Origin of the sequence: Sphingobacterium alkalisoli, assembly GCF_005049105.1 — a bacterium.
In the GTDB taxonomy this organism is placed as follows: Bacteria; Bacteroidota; Bacteroidia; order Sphingobacteriales; family Sphingobacteriaceae; genus Sphingobacterium; species Sphingobacterium alkalisoli.
Genome location: NZ_SUKA01000001.1, coordinates 539,814 through 559,103, shown reverse-complemented (window position 1 = coordinate 559,103; position 19,290 = coordinate 539,814). Strand labels below are relative to the sequence as shown.

Annotated in this window: 13 protein-coding genes; 2 read left to right on the top strand and 11 right to left on the bottom strand. The window is 39.2% G+C overall.

Annotated elements, in window-relative coordinates; genetic code table 11:
- Positions 1–65 precede the first annotated feature (65 nt).
- Positions 66–3,422 (top strand): UvrD-helicase domain-containing protein, encoded by a 3,357-nt coding sequence (locus FAZ19_RS02145; protein WP_136818952.1) that lies wholly within the window; start codon positions 66–68, stop codon positions 3,420–3,422.
- 76 nt (positions 3,423–3,498) lie between these two features.
- Positions 3,499–6,387: a PD-(D/E)XK nuclease family protein gene (locus FAZ19_RS02140; RefSeq protein ID WP_136818951.1), complete on the top strand. Its 2,889-nt coding sequence runs from the start codon at positions 3,499–3,501 to the stop codon at positions 6,385–6,387.
- 93 nt (positions 6,388–6,480) lie between these two features.
- On the opposite strand, the gene FAZ19_RS02135 is transcribed toward FAZ19_RS02140, so the two are convergent.
- The 11 genes from FAZ19_RS02135 to FAZ19_RS02085 all read right to left on the bottom strand — a co-directional run bounded on the left by FAZ19_RS02135 (position 6,481) and on the right by FAZ19_RS02085 (position 19,232).
- Entirely contained in the window at positions 6,481–7,356 is an 876-nt protein-coding gene (locus FAZ19_RS02135) for a cupin-like domain-containing protein (RefSeq protein WP_136818950.1), read from the bottom strand.
- 154 nt (positions 7,357–7,510) lie between these two features.
- Positions 7,511–8,554 carry a type IX secretion system ring subunit PorN/GldN gene (gene porN / locus FAZ19_RS02130; RefSeq protein WP_136818949.1) on the bottom strand — a complete coding sequence of 348 codons (1,044 nt, stop codon included), beginning with the start codon at positions 8,552–8,554 and terminating at the stop codon, positions 7,511–7,513.
- Between the two features lie 16 nt (positions 8,555–8,570).
- Entirely contained in the window at positions 8,571–10,094 is a 1,524-nt protein-coding gene (porM, locus tag FAZ19_RS02125; RefSeq protein WP_136818948.1) for a type IX secretion system motor protein PorM/GldM, read from the bottom strand.
- Positions 10,095–10,137: 43 nt separating this feature from the next.
- A complete protein-coding gene (porL, locus tag FAZ19_RS02120; protein ID WP_136818947.1) occupies positions 10,138–10,785 on the bottom strand; it encodes a type IX secretion system motor protein PorL/GldL in 648 nt (215 codons plus the stop codon).
- A gap of 32 nt (positions 10,786–10,817) precedes the next feature.
- A complete protein-coding gene (gene porK / locus FAZ19_RS02115) occupies positions 10,818–12,110 on the bottom strand; it encodes a T9SS ring complex lipoprotein PorK/GldK (RefSeq protein ID WP_136818946.1) in 1,293 nt (430 codons plus the stop codon).
- Positions 12,111–12,383: 273 nt separating this feature from the next.
- The gene (locus tag FAZ19_RS02110; protein ID WP_136818945.1) at positions 12,384–13,151 is read right to left on the bottom strand and encodes a uroporphyrinogen-III synthase; all 768 of its coding nucleotides are present in this window, start codon (positions 13,149–13,151) and stop codon (positions 12,384–12,386) included.
- 13 nt (positions 13,152–13,164) lie between these two features.
- Complete coding sequence (locus tag FAZ19_RS02105; RefSeq protein WP_136818944.1) at positions 13,165–14,205, bottom strand: DUF4271 domain-containing protein; 1,041 nt, start codon at positions 14,203–14,205, stop codon at positions 13,165–13,167.
- A gap of 5 nt (positions 14,206–14,210) precedes the next feature.
- Positions 14,211–14,750 (bottom strand): phosphoribosyltransferase, encoded by a 540-nt coding sequence (locus tag FAZ19_RS02100; protein WP_136818943.1) that lies wholly within the window; start codon positions 14,748–14,750, stop codon positions 14,211–14,213.
- A gap of 12 nt (positions 14,751–14,762) precedes the next feature.
- The gene (locus tag FAZ19_RS02095; protein ID WP_136818942.1) at positions 14,763–16,820 is read right to left on the bottom strand and encodes a transglycosylase domain-containing protein; all 2,058 of its coding nucleotides are present in this window, start codon (positions 16,818–16,820) and stop codon (positions 14,763–14,765) included.
- 107 nt (positions 16,821–16,927) lie between these two features.
- The gene (locus FAZ19_RS02090; RefSeq protein WP_229707298.1) at positions 16,928–17,599 is read right to left on the bottom strand and encodes an N-acetylmuramoyl-L-alanine amidase; all 672 of its coding nucleotides are present in this window, start codon (positions 17,597–17,599) and stop codon (positions 16,928–16,930) included.
- On the bottom strand, positions 17,589–19,232 hold the full coding sequence (locus tag FAZ19_RS02085; protein ID WP_136818941.1) for a glycoside hydrolase family 10 protein: 1,644 nt from the start codon (positions 19,230–19,232) through the stop codon (positions 17,589–17,591). The genes FAZ19_RS02090 and FAZ19_RS02085 overlap by 11 nt, the downstream gene beginning before the upstream one ends.
- Positions 19,233–19,290 lie beyond the last annotated feature (58 nt).

Here is a 19,290-nt window from a genome sequence, read left to right as displayed (position 1 = left end):
TAAGAGGGGACGCAAAGATAGTAATTATTTTTGACTTTTAACTTTTTACTCTTACCTTTCACATCATGCGTACAATAGCTCCTCTAAAAATATTAAAAGCTTCTGCTGGCTCTGGTAAAACATTCAGTCTTACTGTGCATTACCTGACCTTATTACTATCCAAAGAAAACAGTTATCGTGAAATATTAGCCGTTACCTTTACCAATAAAGCTACTGCTGAAATGAAAGAGCGCATTCTGAGGGTACTTCAAGCTCTTGCTATAGGAGATGACAGCAAAAAAACCAACGATTACCGCAACCTGCTATTGGCACGGGTGCCGGCCTTGAACTTCGAGACTTTACAGGAAAAAGCATATCAGGTCTATAGAAAAATATTACACGACTACAGTCATTTTACCATTAGTACCATTGATGGCTTCTCTCAAAAAGTCATCCGTAGTTTCACATATGAACTCAATTTGGATGCGGGTTACAAAATTGAGATGAACACGAACAAGGTAAAACAAGAGCTAACCGTAATGCTCAACCAATTATTGGATGAACGGCCAGACTTGTTGGACTGGATTATTGCTTATGCCGATAAGAAAATCGCCAATAATGAGAATTGGAATTATCGTCAACAGCTGATGAAACTCGCTGGTTTGATTTTTTCCGAACATTTTCAGGAGTTTGATGGTTATTTGAACATGGCTGACGCCAAAGAGGTTTTTAATTTACTAGACAAAGAGGTCGACACAAAAACGAAGACTTTCCTCGAAGCATTCAGTCAAGCGATAACGACCTTTAATGCACTAGTTGCAAATTTTGGCCTTCAGGCGGACGAACTGAAAGGAAAATCCAGAAACAAACTCTTCTCAGCGAGCAAAACGAATCCCAATATTTCTAAATTAACACCTACAGAACTACAAAAACTATTTGATAAATTCTTGGGGCTGATGGATAATGAAGACGCCTTCACCGATCAAAATAAGACTGTGCGGTACGATATCATCCAGCAACTTACCCCTGCCCTCCACAGTATGGCAGATTTATATCGTTATTTCCCGACTTATCTTGCGTATCAAGCTGTACAAAGTAACCTGTATTATTTGAGGTTGCTCAAAGAAATGAGCAATCTCTTAAGTCAGTGGAGAAAAGAAAATGGTGCTCAGTTAATTTCCGATTCACAGATACTATTGAGCAAACTAGGATTAGATGAAAATAACGATCCGACTTTCATTTGGGAAAAAATAGGAAATCGATATAATTATTTTCTTTTCGACGAATTCCAGGATACCTCGCGTATCCAGTGGAAAAACTATAGTCCGCTACTGATAAATGCACTTGGAAATGCAAGCGGAGAGCTGAGCGAACACCTCATTGTAGGCGATGTAAAGCAAAGCATCTACCGGTGGAGAAATGGCGACTGGCGCATCCTACTCTATCAAGTCGAACAGCAGGTATCGGATGTTTTCCATCTCATGCCTGACAATCGAGCCAATTTTATAGAAAGTGGGTCTTTAGACACGAACTTTAGAAGTTTACCAAATATCATTACACTAAATAATTACTTGTTTAAAACGATACCACATAAATTACAGGATATACTGAATGAGAAGGTTTTCGACAACTTGACTACTGAAGGTAAAGAATGGTGGAAAGAATCAGGCAATGACAAGATGCTTATCAATGCCTATGCAAACAGTGAGCAACTTACTCCTGATAATAAACAGGCCGACCCCTCAAAACCGGGGTCTATAGACATTGTTTATTTCCCGGTGACATCCGGTGCTTGGAGAAGAAATCAAGTCGAAGAGGCTTCCATTAGCGCTCTTTGTAAGCAAGTGGGAGAGTGGATCACAAATAAGCGATATCAGGCCCATCAGATCGGCATATTGGTGCGCAGTAACGCACAAGCACGCATGGTGATTCAGTATCTAATGGATTTTAAGAATACACACTCCATAGAATTTGAAGTCATCTCGGGAGATGCACTTGCTTTGATTTCTAATGATGCCATATTGTTATTGATTGAAACGTTAAAAGCTCTTGTATTTAACTCGGACAAACATATTATACATCGTGCAAAAATAGCGTATTTATACCATGTCATACAGAATAATGTAAGCTTTGACAATGACATCTGGTTAGACTTCAAATCCAACGAGATTAAAGATCTAAAGAATGTATTACCTCATGAACTGATTGACAACTGGGAAAACTGGCAAAAATTACCCCTCGTTCACTTAATCGAAAAGCTCATCGAGATCTACCATCTAACAGATAAAGGAAATATTCACCTTCCCTATATCCTCGCGTTCAAAGATATTATTTCCTCTTTTTCTAATAATGGGGAACGCGGTATTATTCAATTTTTAGACTTTTGGGAAGAAGATGGCAAGCGCGCTGTTCTTCCTTCCAATGGAAAAGTGAATGCAATTGAAGTCACCACAATACATAAATCTAAAGGATTGGCTTACGATGTGGTCATGCTACCTTTCTGTTCATGGGATCTAGACGGAATGACGAATGGTGATTTCTGGATACAGACTTTTGACACACCGTTTGCCGAACTAGGTAAGGTTCCTATCAAATATAATGGAAATGTAGGAGATTCCATATTCTACAAACAGTACTTTGAAGAAATGCTCTTCAATTATATGGACGCGTTAAACACGTTATATGTAGCAACGACGCGGGCTGTAGAACATCTTTATATCTCCGCTCCCTCATTCAAAGAGACAGTAGACAAGAAAACAGGAGAAATCATGGGATTGGAAGTCAAAAATGAGTACATCAGTGACTTGATATATCAAGTACTGGATTACATCGAAGCGCCTTTCCAATTGGAAAACGGAGAAATCCACATACAACATGCTATCCCATCACAGGAGGAAGAGGAAACTACTTCTCTTAATTTCATAGCCTTAGATCGCTATCCTATTTCGAAGGAGCTGGAAAAAGCCTTGGAAAAATCGTCCAAACGCACGATTAACAACATCCTCATGCTTGAAAAAGCTTCTCAGTATGGGATTTTAGCGCACGAGATCATGTCCGAAGTATCCAATGAAAGGGACATAGATGCATGGGTCGATAAATATATTGAAGATGGAATCCTATCTAACGAAGAGCGACCGATTATTTTGAGGGAAATACGGCAGATATGGCATCACCCTGAAATTAACAAATGGCTTATCGGTAATTACAAAATATGGAACGAAGCGAGCATCATTACAGCAGATGGAGAGACGATACGCCCCGACAAAGTATTTACCAACCGCGAGGAAACAATTGTTTTGGATTTTAAATTTACCCAGAGCGACTACGTTGGACATAAATCTCAGGTTGATAAATATATCAAGACTTTACATAACCTCGGTTATAACAACATAAAAGGATATTTGTATTATGCCAAAATCAATGAACTTGTGGAAGTGGTTTGATAACTTTGGCAATTGATCATTCGTTGGGGCAATTTCATTTTTAAACTTCTATTTTTTTTTACTTTTATTTTGAAGAATGAACACACCATTTTTAAGACTAGTAGCCGCAGACATCAAGAATCGGTTTGGAAATGATCTAACAGAAATTGCCGTCGTCTTCAATAATAAAAGACCGATCACCTATCTCAAAAAACATCTTGCAGATGTATACGGACAGGCAATATGGTCTCCACAGTTTTTTACCATACAAGAGTTTTTTAGCCTTTCGACTTCGGCGAATGAAGCATCTTCACTAAGTCAATTTTTCTATTTGTACCAATTGCACAATGAGCTTTTACAAAAGGAAGGGCATGAGTTAGAAACTTTGGAAGAGTTTTATCCTATTGCAGAAATTATTCTCAGTGATTTTAGCCAACTGGATTATGATTTGGTTAATATCGAGCACATCTATATGGAGCTCTATGATACGAGTAAAATCGATCTTGAGTTTCAACATCTCACAGTAGAACAGCAGCAGTTTATTCGGCAATTTTGGCAATCATTTTCTATCGCGGGGCATACGGGTGTTCAGCAACGCTTTTTAAAATTATGGAAAAGGTTACCTATCTTATATAAAGCGTTCAAAGAAAAATTACAGCAAGAAAAGCAATCTAATTACCCTAGTATATACCGCGATCTTGCTGAAGGGAGGGCTGAAAGACCACACTTTATCCAAAATTTTAAACAGGTGCTGTTTGTCGGATTCAATGCACTAAATAATGCGGAAGCCTATTTGTTTAAACAATGGCAAGAAATGGGGAAAGCGCTATTTTACTTCGATACGGATGCCTACTATCTAGAAGACAGGCAGCAGGAAGCGGGACTATTTATCCGACGAAACATTTATCAAACTGGCCTAATTAATGCGTTGGAAGCCAGCCCAAACATTCTTGCAAAAAAAACTACAGAGGTACATCTATATGCTGCAAACGGAAAAGTAAGCCAAGCTAAACTATTGCATGATATTTTGGAGAACACCGAAAGTGCTGACAAAACCTCGGCTATATTACTAGCCGATGAAAGCCTATTGGTTCCATTACTGCAAAGCTTACCTGATGTAGTACCAAACATTACCACGGGTTACCCATTAATACAATCTCCGATATTCGGAATATTGGATCTCTGGATGGATGTACATAAGGATATTTCACACCTAAAAAAGGATAAGATCCCTTTTCAGTCTGTCGAAACGTTTATCAATCACCCGCTCACCAAAGTATCCAAAAAAGAAAAACAACAACTGCAACAGTACATGGCCGACAAACAGCTTTATGAAGTTGCAATAGATGATTTGACTATCAAGTCATCCATACTTCCAAATTTTTTCAAGCCAATCGCAAAAGTTGAGGAAGTAATACCCTCCTTAACGGATTTGATTGATCGTCTCCTTAGCTCTATTGCAGAGCAGGATCGCATCCGTCAAATTGAAAGCAACCTTTTGGTAGAGACTAAAAAGACGCTTTATCAGCTCAAATTGGGATTTGACAAAATTGAACCGCTCAGCATCTCCTTTCAAATCGGACTAATTAAGAAAGCAATAGCGCCGGTTAACTCGGCAATAGAAGGTAATCCGCTTAAAGGACTACAGATTATGGGGTTGCTGGAAAGTCGTTGCCTGAATTTTGACAATATCTATATTCTTGGCGCAAATGAAGGGATTTTACCTAAGACCTCCAATTCGCCTACCTTCCTTCCTCATGCTTTGAGAAGGGCGTATGGATTGCCTATTCTAGAAAACCAGGATGCGTTATCTGCCTACCTGTTCTACCGCCATTTTCAATACAGCGAGGATATACATGTATTTTACAACAGTATAGTTGATGAGAATAGTACAGGAGAAGAAAGTCGATTTATCAAACAACTGGAGTTTGAGAGTAAATTTAATTTTATCAAGAAAACACAGCAACAAGCTATTTTCTTTCCGCCGTCTTCAACAGAAATAACAATAGAAAAAAAAGGGAAAGTATGGGATACAATGTATCATACCTTCATTGAAAGAGGCCGGAGAATATCTGCGACCGCGTTAACCACTTATCTGCAGTCTCCCTTGCAGTTTTTTTTGAAACATGTCGCCGAAATTAAAGAACCTCCTTCCATTTCCCAAGAGTTCGAGATGAATAAACTCGGAACGGTCATTCACGAAGTGATGGAAAAGATTCTTTTACCTTTTAAGAACATAAATGAATTTATTCCTACCGAGAGATTGAAAGAAAATTTACTGGATGTAGACGCGTTGATCGTTCGCGAAATCGGGCATCAATATATGTCCGATTTCAAAAGTTTGGATGATTTGAATAGCTTGCAACGGATTATGCACAAAATCGCCAGCGAATATGTTAAAATGTATCTGCAATATGATATTGAAAACTATAAAGCTTTTAGAATTATAGAATTAGAAAACGATACAGATTACACATTGGATTTCCCCATAAATGTAAATGGAAAAATAGAAACGGTAAATCTATATGGCATTATTGATCGTGTGGACGAAGTATTAACACATGATAATCAAATCAAAACCCGAATTGTTGATTATAAAACCGGAGGGGATCGCATTATCTTTAAAGAGATAGACAAGGTGTTTTCTGCTAACACAGAAAACAAAGCTCTTGTGCAGACCTTATTCTATTCCTATGTATTCGAACAAGTAACAGGTCGAACTAATTTAGAGCCCCATTTATACGTTGCACGGAGAATGCGGGAGGATGGCACGCTGTTTAGCGGTAAATCTGGATTAATGGAAGGCGCGTATTTAATGGAACAAAAGAAAAACTTTGTCGCTTTTCTAAAAGAAATCCTGGAAGAGATATTCGATGTCGAGGTTCCATTTCGGCATAATCCCGACGCACATATTTACGAAAATGATCCTTATACCCTATTCTATCGTAACACACCCACGCAACAAACAGACGAAAACCTTTTATGACACTGCTGATACCAGCAATAAATGCATTTCTAGAAAAATGAAAAAGGGCAGCGGACGCCACCCTTTTCTTCCCTCAAATTAAATAGGTTTACCCTATTGTCCTTTTGCGCGCTTAGAAACAGCACGACTTGCTCTCTTTTTGGCCATTTCAATCTTATAATCAAGCCATTTGCCTTTAAATATCTTACGCATTGTATCATCAAAATAGCGTGTGATAAACAGATTACGCGCACCTTTCAACTTTTCACTTACAGAATTCGCTAATGCTCGAACAGAAATAGAATATCCTTCTGTTTCGTACTGAATATAATGCCACCATCCTGCTGGCATATAAAGCGTATCCCCAGGATAAATAACGGCCTCATAGCCGTCTAAATATTTCAGTCCAGGATAATCTTGCTCACTGCTCTTCTTCGGATTGGCAATACTATGAAAATTGTACGGCAATTTATACATCAAATCTGACTGATCATTCGGAAACAGCCAGACGCGCTTCGCACCCTGAAATTGAGAAATAAATACGTGTGACATATCAATATCGAAATGATTACGCGTTGCAGACCCCTCTCCCCCAAAGAACATATAGGGAAGCCATTGTATCACTTTACCTCCTGTTAGATCATTGTATATAATATCTTTTTTTAATTCAGGTCTAATTTTCAGTAGATTGAACAAGAAAAGACGTAATTCAGTCGGTTCGGCACTTATCATATCTAGGTACTCTCCGAAACTCATCCGTCCTATCGGCGGACTGGCAGCATGGTTCTGAGATTCTTCCTCGCGACCATAGACATCTATTTGTTCGTTCCCTGCTATTTCCTTGAAATAGTCATAACTCCATTTCGTCCAACATGGACTATCTTTACTAATGAAATCCTTTATGATAACCGGTTGGCCTTTTTTAAGATAATCTCTCACAAAGTCCTGCGGAGCCACTCCTGAGATACTATTAACTGGTTCTAATTTCAAAATATTGCCTTTTAGTACTTATACAAACATAAAAAAAATATCTCTGCATTCTATCGGCTGGGACGAATTCTATCTGAGATTCGCTGTTTACATTCCGAAATGTAGAAATATTCTAAAATTTTAAGCGATCCCTATCACTTAATCACCGCTATTATTAATAAGACCATAGATCTTGTTCATAGTCCATTAGCGTCTTTTTAATACGTTCAGATTCAAATAATCTATCGAGATCATCACGAATATAATCTTTGATCCGTAAATCGTCTGTATTAGATTGCTTCACGATGTAGCTTGAGAATAATCTTTTAATAAAAACGTCATCATAGCTTAATCCAGTTGCATCATTGTGTCTATTCATCACTTCCTTATTCACAAATACATGGCGTGCCTCTGGAAAATAGATCCAGAACGCAGGTGTTGGATCAACTGTCATGGTTATTGTTCCATTATCTAAAGGCAACGGAACATTAGATGCTGCATCTTCCGTTTCTGGACGCTCGGTTTCTACCGGAGCAGCAAATGGGTCGAACGGATCACTGCCTGCTGCTATATCTCCACCCCCATCACTATCCATAGGTAAGCCTATGTCAGAGTCCATCCCTGGAATATTAGGCGTGATCAAAGGAGCAATACCAATAATTCTGGGTTCGAAAACAGAGCGCTGTTTGTCAAAAATCCAGTCCTCTTTTATACGAAATTTCACCACGTTCTCTCCACTAAATGCCCTGCTTTCGTAGTGTGAATTTATCACCTCGTTACTCTCATTATATTCCTCTACCAATACACTATCTCCTCCCAACCGAGCCATTACTTGATCTGGTGGCAATACGTTTTTGAAACTATCTCCATTTGGATCATTTTCGGTAGGTGTGGGATCGTAGGCGGTGAGCTCGCCGGCTTGTATTGCCTTTACAATAACATCCATAAGCCTCGATTTTGGAGAAGCAAAAGCCTGATTCAACTTCTCTCTTAGATCAATCTCCCTCCACACACGCTTACTAAAAGCTACATCCGTCTGCCTAATGGCGGCATAAGGAACAACCTTACGATTTTCGATATCAGTTTTCGCAATATACCCATCCACCGGTGGATCGTCTGAAACCTGAACCGGTTTTGTGCTATTCGATAAATTCTCCTGTTGAGCATGTGTACTCAACGAAAATCCTAAGACAGCTACTGATAATAATATCTTCTTCATAATAGCTCTTGTTCGTTTAATTCGTTACCTGAAATGTAATAGCATCCAAGTTTTGGGCTACTCCATCAGGCCCAACTCCTACAATATCGTAAATCATTACAACTGAACCTGATGTAACACCTCCTAAGGCGGTTTTCATCGATCCAGAAAACGAAGATCCAGAGGACTGATAAGGTCCGATAGGATCCACCCGCGGTTTAGCAATATACATATTAAACTTTGAGATACTAAATTTGGCGTCAAATTCAAAATTATCTAAGGACGCCGAAACGACATTCTGCCCCCTCAGCTGAGCCGCGGATATACGTCCACCCGTTTTACCCGCTACGCGGGCTGTCGGTTTCGGAATACGTTTCACACGAAACTTTGTACTTCCCAATTGTTGTGTCTTATCGCCTATTTTAGCAGAAACGTTAATAGTCGCCTCGCCTGTAGAAGATACCCGTGCAGTATATTTACCACCCGATCCAGAAATCGAAACATTCGAACCTGAAACAAGCAAATTCTCTTTTGGAATACCTGGTGCCGATACCGAAATTGGATTGTTTACGCCAATATATAATACGTTCATCGCATCTGGAGAAACGACAGCAGAGGGACGGGCAACCTGATAGGTCATTGGCTCTGTTTCGTACGTTTTTAAAGTTCCATCCGTTTGCTGTACACGAATAGTCCCCTTCCAGTTAAATACTCCCTCACTTGAGGTGTTTACGCTATATGTACCTTGTCCTTCCGTGACAGGTAAAGCGCTTCCGCCTACGGAAATCTGGGGCGAGGATTTGGAGTCATAAGCTGTCAAAAAGACTTTTGCAGTGTAAGGCTGACCTTGTATTAAATACGACGTAGGTGCAACAGCCACTGCGGCAAACTTATCTAAGTTTACGACCGCCTGATCCATTTTACCAAAAATATGCTTTACAACTGCAGATTCCGCGTTCTTAGCATCTGCAGTTATCTTCTCTAAGGCTGTGATAGCTGCTGTCAATGGAATACCGTCGCCAAAATTAACCTGTTCCCAAGATTTTTTAATTCCACCCCGGGGAGCAGGATCTTCTGCAGATAAGGCAAAGCTAACTTCGCTATTTGTTAGTTTCTTTAATTCCGAGGCAGTAGCATTGATCATATTTCTAAGTTCTTCTCCACGGCCTTGATTAATCATCAATCTTGCCGAAATAGAAGTACTACTCCTGAACTTCACGTCGCCTGTCTCCTCATTTATATCTCCGCCCTCTGCGGTTAGTAATTGATTATACTCTTTCAGTTTCGTCGTTAATTTACCAACTACGGCCTGTGCTTGCTCGGCTTTAGTTAAGAGAGGTTGCGCACGCTCAGGGTTCTCTTTCATTTTGGTTTCCCGAAAGGAAAGAAACATATTATCAATACCAGCTTGTGTATTTTGCGTTGATGTATTTAAGCTATTACCAAGATTTTTAAACGCATCCAATATCGAATCGCTTACATTTAATGCTACTAAGCCCAGCAACACTAAATACAGGATGCTAATCATCCGCTGTCTTGGTGTCTCTTTTTGTCCTGCCATAATTTGTAATTTCCCTTATTCGCTTTCTAGATCAAACTACTATTTATGAACGGTTGGTATTCATAGCAGACAACATATTGCCATATATGGCATTCAAAGAGGCTAAATTTTTATTAAAAGTGCCTACTTGTTCTTTAAATTGCAGCATATCAGCAGACGACTCATTAAAGGTCTGTAAATCCGCAGCAGCACGCTCAAAAGCATGACTTAATTGCGAAGCTCCTATTGAAGCCGAATTCAATTTATCTGCAAATTGATTGGTTGCTGCAGCTGTATCTGCCACTTTAGAAATGGAAGCCACTTTATCTCCGAACGTCCGCAAACCATCTCCCAAATTGCCGATCAAGTTTTCATCAATTTTGGCATCCTGTAATAGCTTATCCAATGCAGCTGTATTTCCTCCGGCAATAGGCTGCGATATGTTTGAGGGTATAGGCGTACTCCTAGTCGGCAGCTCTCCCCTGAAATCCTCATCCAACTCTGGATAGACACGTGTCCAATCTACATCTTTTTCGGCAGACATAAAGCCCATGATAAAGAATAACAAAGCTTCTACCGCCAGACCAACACCGATCATCCACTCACCGCCTTTAAAATTTAATATTTTAAACATTAAACCAATGATCACTACTGTTGCACCCCAATTGATCAATGTATTGATGCTAAAACCGAATTTCTTTTTCGTTGCCATATGCTCTTAAAATATTTCTCTTATAATTATAGTTAGTATGCTACTCCCGCATATTTTGTTACTGATCTAAAGCCAATATATGACTTGGCTGTATCTTGATACTCGTATTGTCTTGCAGAATTCTGTAAAAAATATCCCACATCTTTCCATGATCCCCCACGAACTACTTTACGTTTCATTGTCTCATGATCTGTAGACTTGGCATTATAAGTATACGTTGGGTTCATATCGTGTACAAAGGAGTATGCTGACTCATTATAGCTGGATTGTGTCCATTCTGCAACATTTCCAGCCATATTATATAACCCAAAATCATTTGGAAAATAGGCATAAACGGGAGCCGTGTACGCTACGCCATCATCAATATAATTTCCTCTGCCAGGTTTAAAATTAGCCATTAAACACCCTCTTGCATTGCGAGCCGTGGGCCCGCCCCAAGGATACTGCATTCCAATTTTACCACCTCTGGCAGCATACTCCCATTCCGCTTCAGACGGAAGTTGATAATCAAATCGTTGGTTTTGTTTATTTCTAGCCGCTGCATTGTTGAATAGCTGTGTTCTCCAAGAATTAAAAGCCTGTGCTTGCCTCCAAGTTACGCCGACAACCGGATAATCATCAAATGATGGATGAGAAAAATAACCATTTACCATTGGCTCATTGGCTGTGTAACTAAAATCTGCTAACCACACGGTAGTATCTGGATAAATCAACATCGTATCGCGCATAATAAAATCTGACCGGGTTTTATTGGGATCTCCTTTACCATCTACCGCTGCGCGTAAATCATACCATTCATAATGATATTTCAATAAGCGTACATCCAATTCACTCTTTCCAAATATACGGTCTTCGCCTTGATAATACATACTGGATAATCTTTCTTTTTGATTTTGATCATCCGTACTCCAAGGTGATTTCTTATACACTTTGTCCCAGTCGATATAACGCTCACCATTAAGCCCCTGTATAAAGTACGTATCATCACCTAAAAAATTATGAATAAGAATGGAGTCACGAACCCAATGCACAAACTGTCGGTATTCGCTATTGGAGATTTCTGTATCGTCCATATAAAAAGGAGCTATGGTAACTTGGCGATTCTGAGCGGTTTGCGAAAACGTGATATCCTCATCAGACTGCCCCATGATAAATGTACCCCCTGGAACCAATACCATTCCGTGCGGAGTCTTATTAGCTTTTAATTTCTCCAGTTTGACACCTACTAATTCGCCAGAATTACTCGGCCCTTTACAATTGATATTAACCACCGAGGTAAATACGATTAAAAGACCAAAGACAATTTTATACTTCTTATAATTCATAAAAATTTAATTCTAAGCTTAATGTACCCATAATCCATTCTTTAAATGCATGTAAAACTACAGGTTAATTGTTAAAAAAAAGCACTCACAAAAAAAAACAAAAAAATGTGAATCTACCACTACCTTTAACATCTTTTAACGTAAAAACTTTTGAATATAAAAAAAAGTAGTGACTTCACTACTTTTTTTTCTGAAAGTAATTATTTCCAGCTACTCTCAAGAACCTTCTTGTAACATTTACCGCGGCGAATATTTCTGCAAACCATGGAGGACTTATTTGTTTACCTGCTTGATATATTGTTCGACTGCCATCGTCATACTCGGTGCAGTTGGTGTTGGCGCAGGTATATCAAGGATCAATCCGTGATCCAAAAGAGCCTGCTGTGTACTCGCTCCAAAAGCAGCTATACGGGTATTATTTTGAACAAAATCCGAGAAGTTTTCATACAAAGACTGTACGCTTGAAGGGCTGAAAAAGACAATTACGTCGTAGAAAACATCTTTAAGATCTGTAACATCTGTTATCACTGTACGGAATAATACCGCTGGCGTAAAATTATAACCGTTTTCCTGCAACCACTTTTGCGTTTCTTCATTAGCTACGTCAGAACAGGGGAACAGAAACTTTTCCTTACTATGTTTCTTCAATACTTCCTCCAGATCCTGCGCAGTCTGCTTGCCAAAGAAAATCTTACGTTTTCTATATTGAATGTACTTTTGCAGGTACAACGCAATAGCTTCCGATATACAGAAATATTTCATTTCGGCAGAAACTTCAAAACGCATCTCTTCACATACGCGGAAGAAATGATCTACCGCATTTTTACTTGTAAAGATGACAGCAGTGTATTCTGCAAAATTGATCCGGTCTTTACGTACATCCTTTGCGGATACCCCTTCAACATGTATAAATCCACGAAAATCTAATTTCAAATTATACTTTTCTGCTAAAGTAAAGTATGGAGATTTGTCATTTTCAGGTTTGGGTAAAGTAACTAAAATACTCTTTACTTTTTTGGCTCTTGCTACATCAATCTGCATAAAATTCTTTTCTTTAATTACTTAGTGCCTTCACTAATATTAAAATCGGCGTGATTTCGAGACTGCAAAGATAAAGAATTAAATAAAAGATTGAAAACTTATGATTACCTAATAATCCCCACGCTGTTCGTAAAAACCTATATAGAAACAGGATAGATACAATTATCGAAAACAAAATTAACAAAAAATTAAAGTAGACTTGCGGTAAAAACGTAACAAACAGCAGCACGGGCATCAGAAAAAGCATGCTATTAAAATATACAAGATAAAGTATAGTAATATATTCGCGCACCATTCTTTCTATTTCAAAAATGAAAGCAATGATACGGATGATGAATATCTTAAGTGCAAAAAGTAAAGCAACTATTCCCGAAACTTTTAAAAAATTCAACGGACTCAACGCATATATATCATCAAATCGTGATTGATTAATCAATAAGAACAACCCTAAAGACAGACTAAAAATTAGGTATAAAAAAATATATGGCCAAGAGGTTAACATATTATCCTCTTTACTAATTTGCTGGAGTTCTCGTTCGTTATAGTAAGATTCAATAATACGCTGAAAATCCATTGGAAAGAAAAACCGAATCAATCCAGTACTTAGAAATAGCACTATCAGCACACCAATTATCCAAGGAGGTCGTTGACTTTTACGGGATGAAGGAATAATATCAAGCTGTTTTTCTCTAACCAACTGGTTTGAAAAAGCAATCCACTTCATAAATTCATTACCTTTCACGATAAGATTGTCGCGGTATTTTTCCAAAAAATAATGTGATCTATCCGGGTTGACGAAAACCAAGTCCAAATAGGAAGAATCCACGCCCCGAGTGATTCCGCTATCCAACCGGACAACGGTATCTTCATTTTGAAATAGGCTATCTTGATGTTCAGAATTACCAAAGTACACCCTAGCTTGCGAGCTCATCGCAGACAAACCGACAATCCATAAAATGATGGTTAACAGATAATGCCTTTTTTTTATGCGTTGCCTTTTCCTTCCTAGCGTATTCATTGGATTCAAAGGTAGGATTATTTTTATTTCTCTCATCTGCCTTATTTGATCACCTGACGGTAGATATCGGGAAGATTACGGCACTGCCCGTTGTAATCGAGACCATAACCCACGACAAATTCTTTCTCAATCTCAAAACCTACGTACATGATATTATCAAATTGATAGGCTAAACAGGAGGGTTTTAAAAGTAAAGTACATACTGCCACACTATTCACACCCAACGCCTCCAGAGCGTCCATCGTATGCTTTAACGACTTACCGGTATCCACTACATCCTCGACAATGATTACATCTCTTCCAGTTAGGTCCATGCCTATACCGATCAACTCACTGATCTTCCCTTGACCGGTACCACTGTAGGAAGCTAGTTTAACAAAAGACATCTCACAAGGTATGTGTACCTGCTTCATTAAGTCGGCCATAAACATAAAACAACCGTTCAAAACACCTACAAATACAGGATGCTTATCTTCATATTTTACATTAAGATCTATACCTATTAACCGGATACGCTTCTTTATCTGATCGTATTCTATAAACGGTTCAAAACAAAGATTATCTATTTCTATGGCCTTCATAACCTAATTTTGTTATTTATCAAAAAGTTTATCCAAAATAGACTTTTTTGCTTTTTCTTCCATCTCTATATCGCGCATGATTTGTTCATGCTCCTCGTTGACGTCGAAATCAAAAGTCGTTGTATCCCTCATTACGGGAGCTGCGGGTCTTAATTGGGGCTGTAAAACAACTTCATAGAATCCATAATTCGCTGGGACGGTGATATTTTTCAGTTCACCCATTTTATTCATGATGTACCCGTACGTATTAAAATGCCGTTGCACCCAAGGTTTGAGATGGCCGGTATGGTCGAACGAACTCAATCCTGTTTTTGGACGGGGAATAATACTGGATAGAAAGAGACTCTCACCGATATTTAGATCGGCGGGGTGTTTTAAAAAATAATAGTTAGCCGCTTCTGATATCCCATATACATTCTTTCCCCATTCGATGACATTCAAATAGATCTCATATAAGCGGTCCTTAGTTACTTGCCCGGAGGATTCCATTAGCCACACCAACAGAATTTCTTCCAGTTTCCTATTCATTGTTTTCTTTCTGTTCAGAAATACGTTCTTTACCAGCTGCATAGAGATTGTACTGGCGCCTCTTTTAAATCTCTTCTCTTTAATATTTGTCGCTATGGACAATTTGAACGCTTCCTCTTCAAATCCATTATGTTTGTAGAAAAAGGGATCTTCCGTATTCCTAACGGTTGTTTTCAGAATATCGGATATGTTATTTAGCGAAACGAATTTAGGATTTTCCGTACCGACAACAAAGGTCCGCAATAAAGTCGTATCATCAAATGCCTCGTAAACGAAGCTGGAATTCAATCCCTTGACATCTGCCTTTCCCCATTTAACGACCCTTAAATCTGTATCATCGATACTGGACTTAAATACCAAGTTGTCGGGATCATCCAATACGACAGAAAAATCCAAATCATATTTGACATCGCCCGCTACTTCTACTCCATCCAAACTTTCAAATAACCCATTAGGCAAGGCATCAAAAAAATGCTGGGCTTTGAACTGGCCCGTATGTATCGCTAAATCAAGTTTACGCTTGGGCTTCAATGTATATTTCAATATCGGATTGATCGTAAAATTATCCACGGTTACACGCGCATCCTTACTCAGGGCGATATGATCATTCGCGACTTGAATACCCCCCTCAGCTATACCATGCGGAAGAATAATGTCTTGATCGGATAGTCGATGATGATTGACCACAAGATTTACATACTCCCACCCGCCCTCAATAAGCAAGAGATTCTTACTTTCTTTCTTAATCCGGTTGAGATCAAAAACCAGCTTATCAAAACTGACCTTCAATCCATATTTACTCTTCAAAAAAGGAATCTCCGTATCTTTATCTTTTGCTGAAATCGCTACGCTAAGCTGCTGCGCATCACCGTCAACATGTCCCTCCAGTATCCATTCGGCATCATGTTCGTTTAAGAACATGCTGGTTTCAAAATCTCCGTTATCAATTATTGCTTCTGGGATCCGAATCTTTTGCGAGGTATCCTCATCTTTATAGGAGACTTCAAAATTTACCACATGCATATCATTTGGCACCTTTGAAAAAACTTGCTTCGCAATTTTTTCGACAAACTCCGCAAAATTACGTTCTGTCGGCTCCTCAATAACCGTGGTATCCCGCTCCTTTTTCCTAAACAGAAAGTCGTAGTTACTCACAGAGTCTTTCTTGACAAAGGAGACCTTTCCATCGTATAAATCGAGATCTCCTATTTTTATATTCCCGAATAGCAACGGAAGAAGTCGGATAGAAACACGCAACTTTTGGATAGTCGATAAGGTGTCTCTATCTTCGGGCAAAACAATAACGTCTTCCAGCAACACTGTATTCAATCCTTCAAACTGATATTTCCGGATTTGAACATCCACTTTATATGCGTCCCTGAGCTTATGCTGTACCTGACCGATTGCTTGCCGGAGATAAGCATCTCTTTTAGAAAGCCCTATTGCCATTCCTACAACGACGACGACGAATAGAAAAACTACACTTATTCCAATCCACTTCTTTTGATTGGCGTTTATTCTCGGCAGATACTTATCAAACATACTCTTCTAATATTCACCAATAAACTTAGATAAAATGCTTTGCATTCACAAACGGAACACATGGTGCTCATGCATAAAGACATCGTCTAAAATTAGTGCATTTGCTCTTATAACAAATGCGGTATCTTCAACTGCTTGTCTAAGCCCAATCGTAAACGAAGGGACTGCATAAACTTATCTCCTGGATCAGTCTTGGCGGTTATATACGTTGGATTCATTTCTTTCCACCAGATAGTACCGGTAAATACTTGATACTCATGATGCCCTATGACATACTCAATAGCATATTTGGAACGTAAATATTTTATTAATTTAGTATTAGATCTTAGTTGTGCTTCGGTAAGAGGATTTTTTGCAGATCCAATATTTTCAATACCAATAGCACAGTAGTTCAAACCGATTGTATGTCGTGCGAAGAAATTTTCAGGTAAAAGCTGATAAATAGTTCCGTTTCGTGCAATGACAAATTGGGTAGACACGTTAAGTGTGCTCGCCGTCTGTAAATCTTTCCGTCCAGGAAGACGAACCGGATCAAATGTCTTAATAGTTGCATTTACGCTCATATTTCCGGTCCAGTGGACTACAACCATGCGCGGGATAATTAATGCCGTGTCAGCGTGCACTCCGTGGCGCTTGAGCAAATATTCTAGGGACAGACGTTCTCTCTCCGAGGTCCAAGTTATAGGCCGCTTATAAATAACGGGCTTCTTCTGTGCTTTTGAGGTTAAACATCCAAAAGTACAGAGCAGCAACAAGTATATTTCATATTTATTTAACACTTTTCGCTATATATTCGCTTTCGTTGCCTAAGCGGTCTATTGCTTGAATGGCAATAGCATTCAAATTCTTACCGTTTTTGGACTTCCCAAATTCCATCGCACTGACATTTTTGTCCAAAATCTCTGTTTCCCATGTATCGCCGTAGCGACTATAGAGTACCCAATTAAAAACTTGATCGGGCTGTTTATGTAACCACTTAGCAAAAACATTGCCCTTTTCCATCGTAAGCAATAATGTGGGTTGTAAAAGAGGATTAGCTGCCAACCAGGGACTTTTAGGGATAAGCGATTTTTGTTTGTATGGCCCTCTACTAATCTTACTTAGCATTGCGGAACTTTTTGTAAGCCCTGCTATACTCCAGTGAACTGCACCGACACTGTTCGGGATGATTTCTCTTGTAGCCTGAATTTGGTTTACGATTTCTGTGGGCTTATCAGACACACTTACCCCTACCGTATTCAGCCCCGGCCAAAGATGACGATTATGCGTATTTTCGGACTGCCACCATTTTAAGAGTGCGGTAAAGCTTTGCTTTGAAGGATTAATAGGCCAGTACAACTGCGGTGTGAAATAATCAATCCAACCTTTATTCAACCATAACTTGGCATCTGCATACAATTCATCGTATTGCGAAGAACCTGTAACTCCTGCGGGATAACCTGGCTTCCAAATTCCGAACGGACTTAGTCCGAATTTGACATAATTCTTCTCGGCTTTAATATCTGTATATACACGTTCAATAAATTTATTTACATTATATCTACGCCAATCTGCACGCGACAGCTTCCCTCCTCCGCTACGATACGCATTCCAAGTTTTGCTGTCTGGAAAGTCTGCTCCACCATTGTATGAAGCATAAGGATAAAAATAATCATCGAAATGGACACCATCAATATCGTATCGCCTCACAATATCTTTTACAACCGCAGCTGCGTGATCTTGTGTACGTTGATCAGCAGGATCAAACCAATACATGCCATTTTTCAATCGCACGATATGGTCGGAAGCACGTTTGACCATGGACTGAGCAGTTACGGAACCTCCATTGGTGTGGTGAGCACGGTAAGGATTAAGCCAGACGTGCAGTTCTAAACCTCTTTTATGTGCTTCTTCAATCCAGAATTCTAATGGATCGTAAAAAGGATAAGGCTTTCTACCAATCTCTCCTGTCAAAAAATAAGACCAAGGCTCATATTGACTTTGGTACAATGCATCAGCGGATGGTCTGACTTGGAATATAACAGCATTAAAATTATTTTCCTTCAACATTTCCAACAGACGAATCGCTTCTGCCTTCTGCTGGTCTGTAGACAGATTATTCTTAGATGGCCAGTTGATATTCGCAACTGTAGCTACCCAGGCTGCGCGGAATTCGCGTTGAACTTGCGGTAAGGTTACTTTGATCGAAGTCTCTTCCTTTGGAGTCACAGCTGGCGTATAACTTGGCGCTCGCAGCGTATCTTTGGCTTTCTTAGGGGCTTGCTCTTTTTTTACAGTATCCAACTTCACCGAAGTAATCGTACTTCCAACAGGAGTACCTGTAGCCGTCTTACTCCGCTTAGACGAACATGAAAAAAATAACCCTGCTACGATCCCTAATAGGACCAAAAACTTGACAACTTGAATCTTCATAGTTTACAAAGCTACACTAAAAAATGCAGTAAGATTTGCGTCATAATTAAAACATTGC

Bases quoted from the DNA above. Each gene is read 5' to 3' on its own strand.
- FAZ19_RS02145 (WP_136818952.1), top strand. From the start codon at position 66: ATGCGTACAATAGCTCCTCTAAAAATATTAAAAGCTTCTGCTGGCTCT.
- FAZ19_RS02140 (WP_136818951.1), top strand. From the start codon at position 3,499: ATGAACACACCATTTTTAAGACTAGTAGCCGCAGACATCAAGAATCGG.
- porN (WP_136818949.1), bottom strand. From the start codon at position 8,554: ATGAAGAAGATATTATTATCAGTAGCTGTCTTAGGATTTTCGTTGAGT.
- porM (WP_136818948.1), bottom strand. From the start codon at position 10,094: ATGGCAGGACAAAAAGAGACACCAAGACAGCGGATGATTAGCATCCTG.
- porL (WP_136818947.1), bottom strand. From the start codon at position 10,785: ATGGCAACGAAAAAGAAATTCGGTTTTAGCATCAATACATTGATCAAT.
- porK (WP_136818946.1), bottom strand. From the start codon at position 12,110: ATGAATTATAAGAAGTATAAAATTGTCTTTGGTCTTTTAATCGTATTT.
- FAZ19_RS02110 (WP_136818945.1), bottom strand. From the start codon at position 13,151: ATGCAGATTGATGTAGCAAGAGCCAAAAAAGTAAAGAGTATTTTAGTT.
- FAZ19_RS02105 (WP_136818944.1), bottom strand. From the start codon at position 14,205: ATGAGAGAAATAAAAATAATCCTACCTTTGAATCCAATGAATACGCTA.
- FAZ19_RS02100 (WP_136818943.1), bottom strand. From the start codon at position 14,750: ATGAAGGCCATAGAAATAGATAATCTTTGTTTTGAACCGTTTATAGAA.
- FAZ19_RS02095 (WP_136818942.1), bottom strand. From the start codon at position 16,820: ATGTTTGATAAGTATCTGCCGAGAATAAACGCCAATCAAAAGAAGTGG.
- FAZ19_RS02085 (WP_136818941.1), bottom strand. From the start codon at position 19,232: ATGAAGATTCAAGTTGTCAAGTTTTTGGTCCTATTAGGGATCGTAGCA.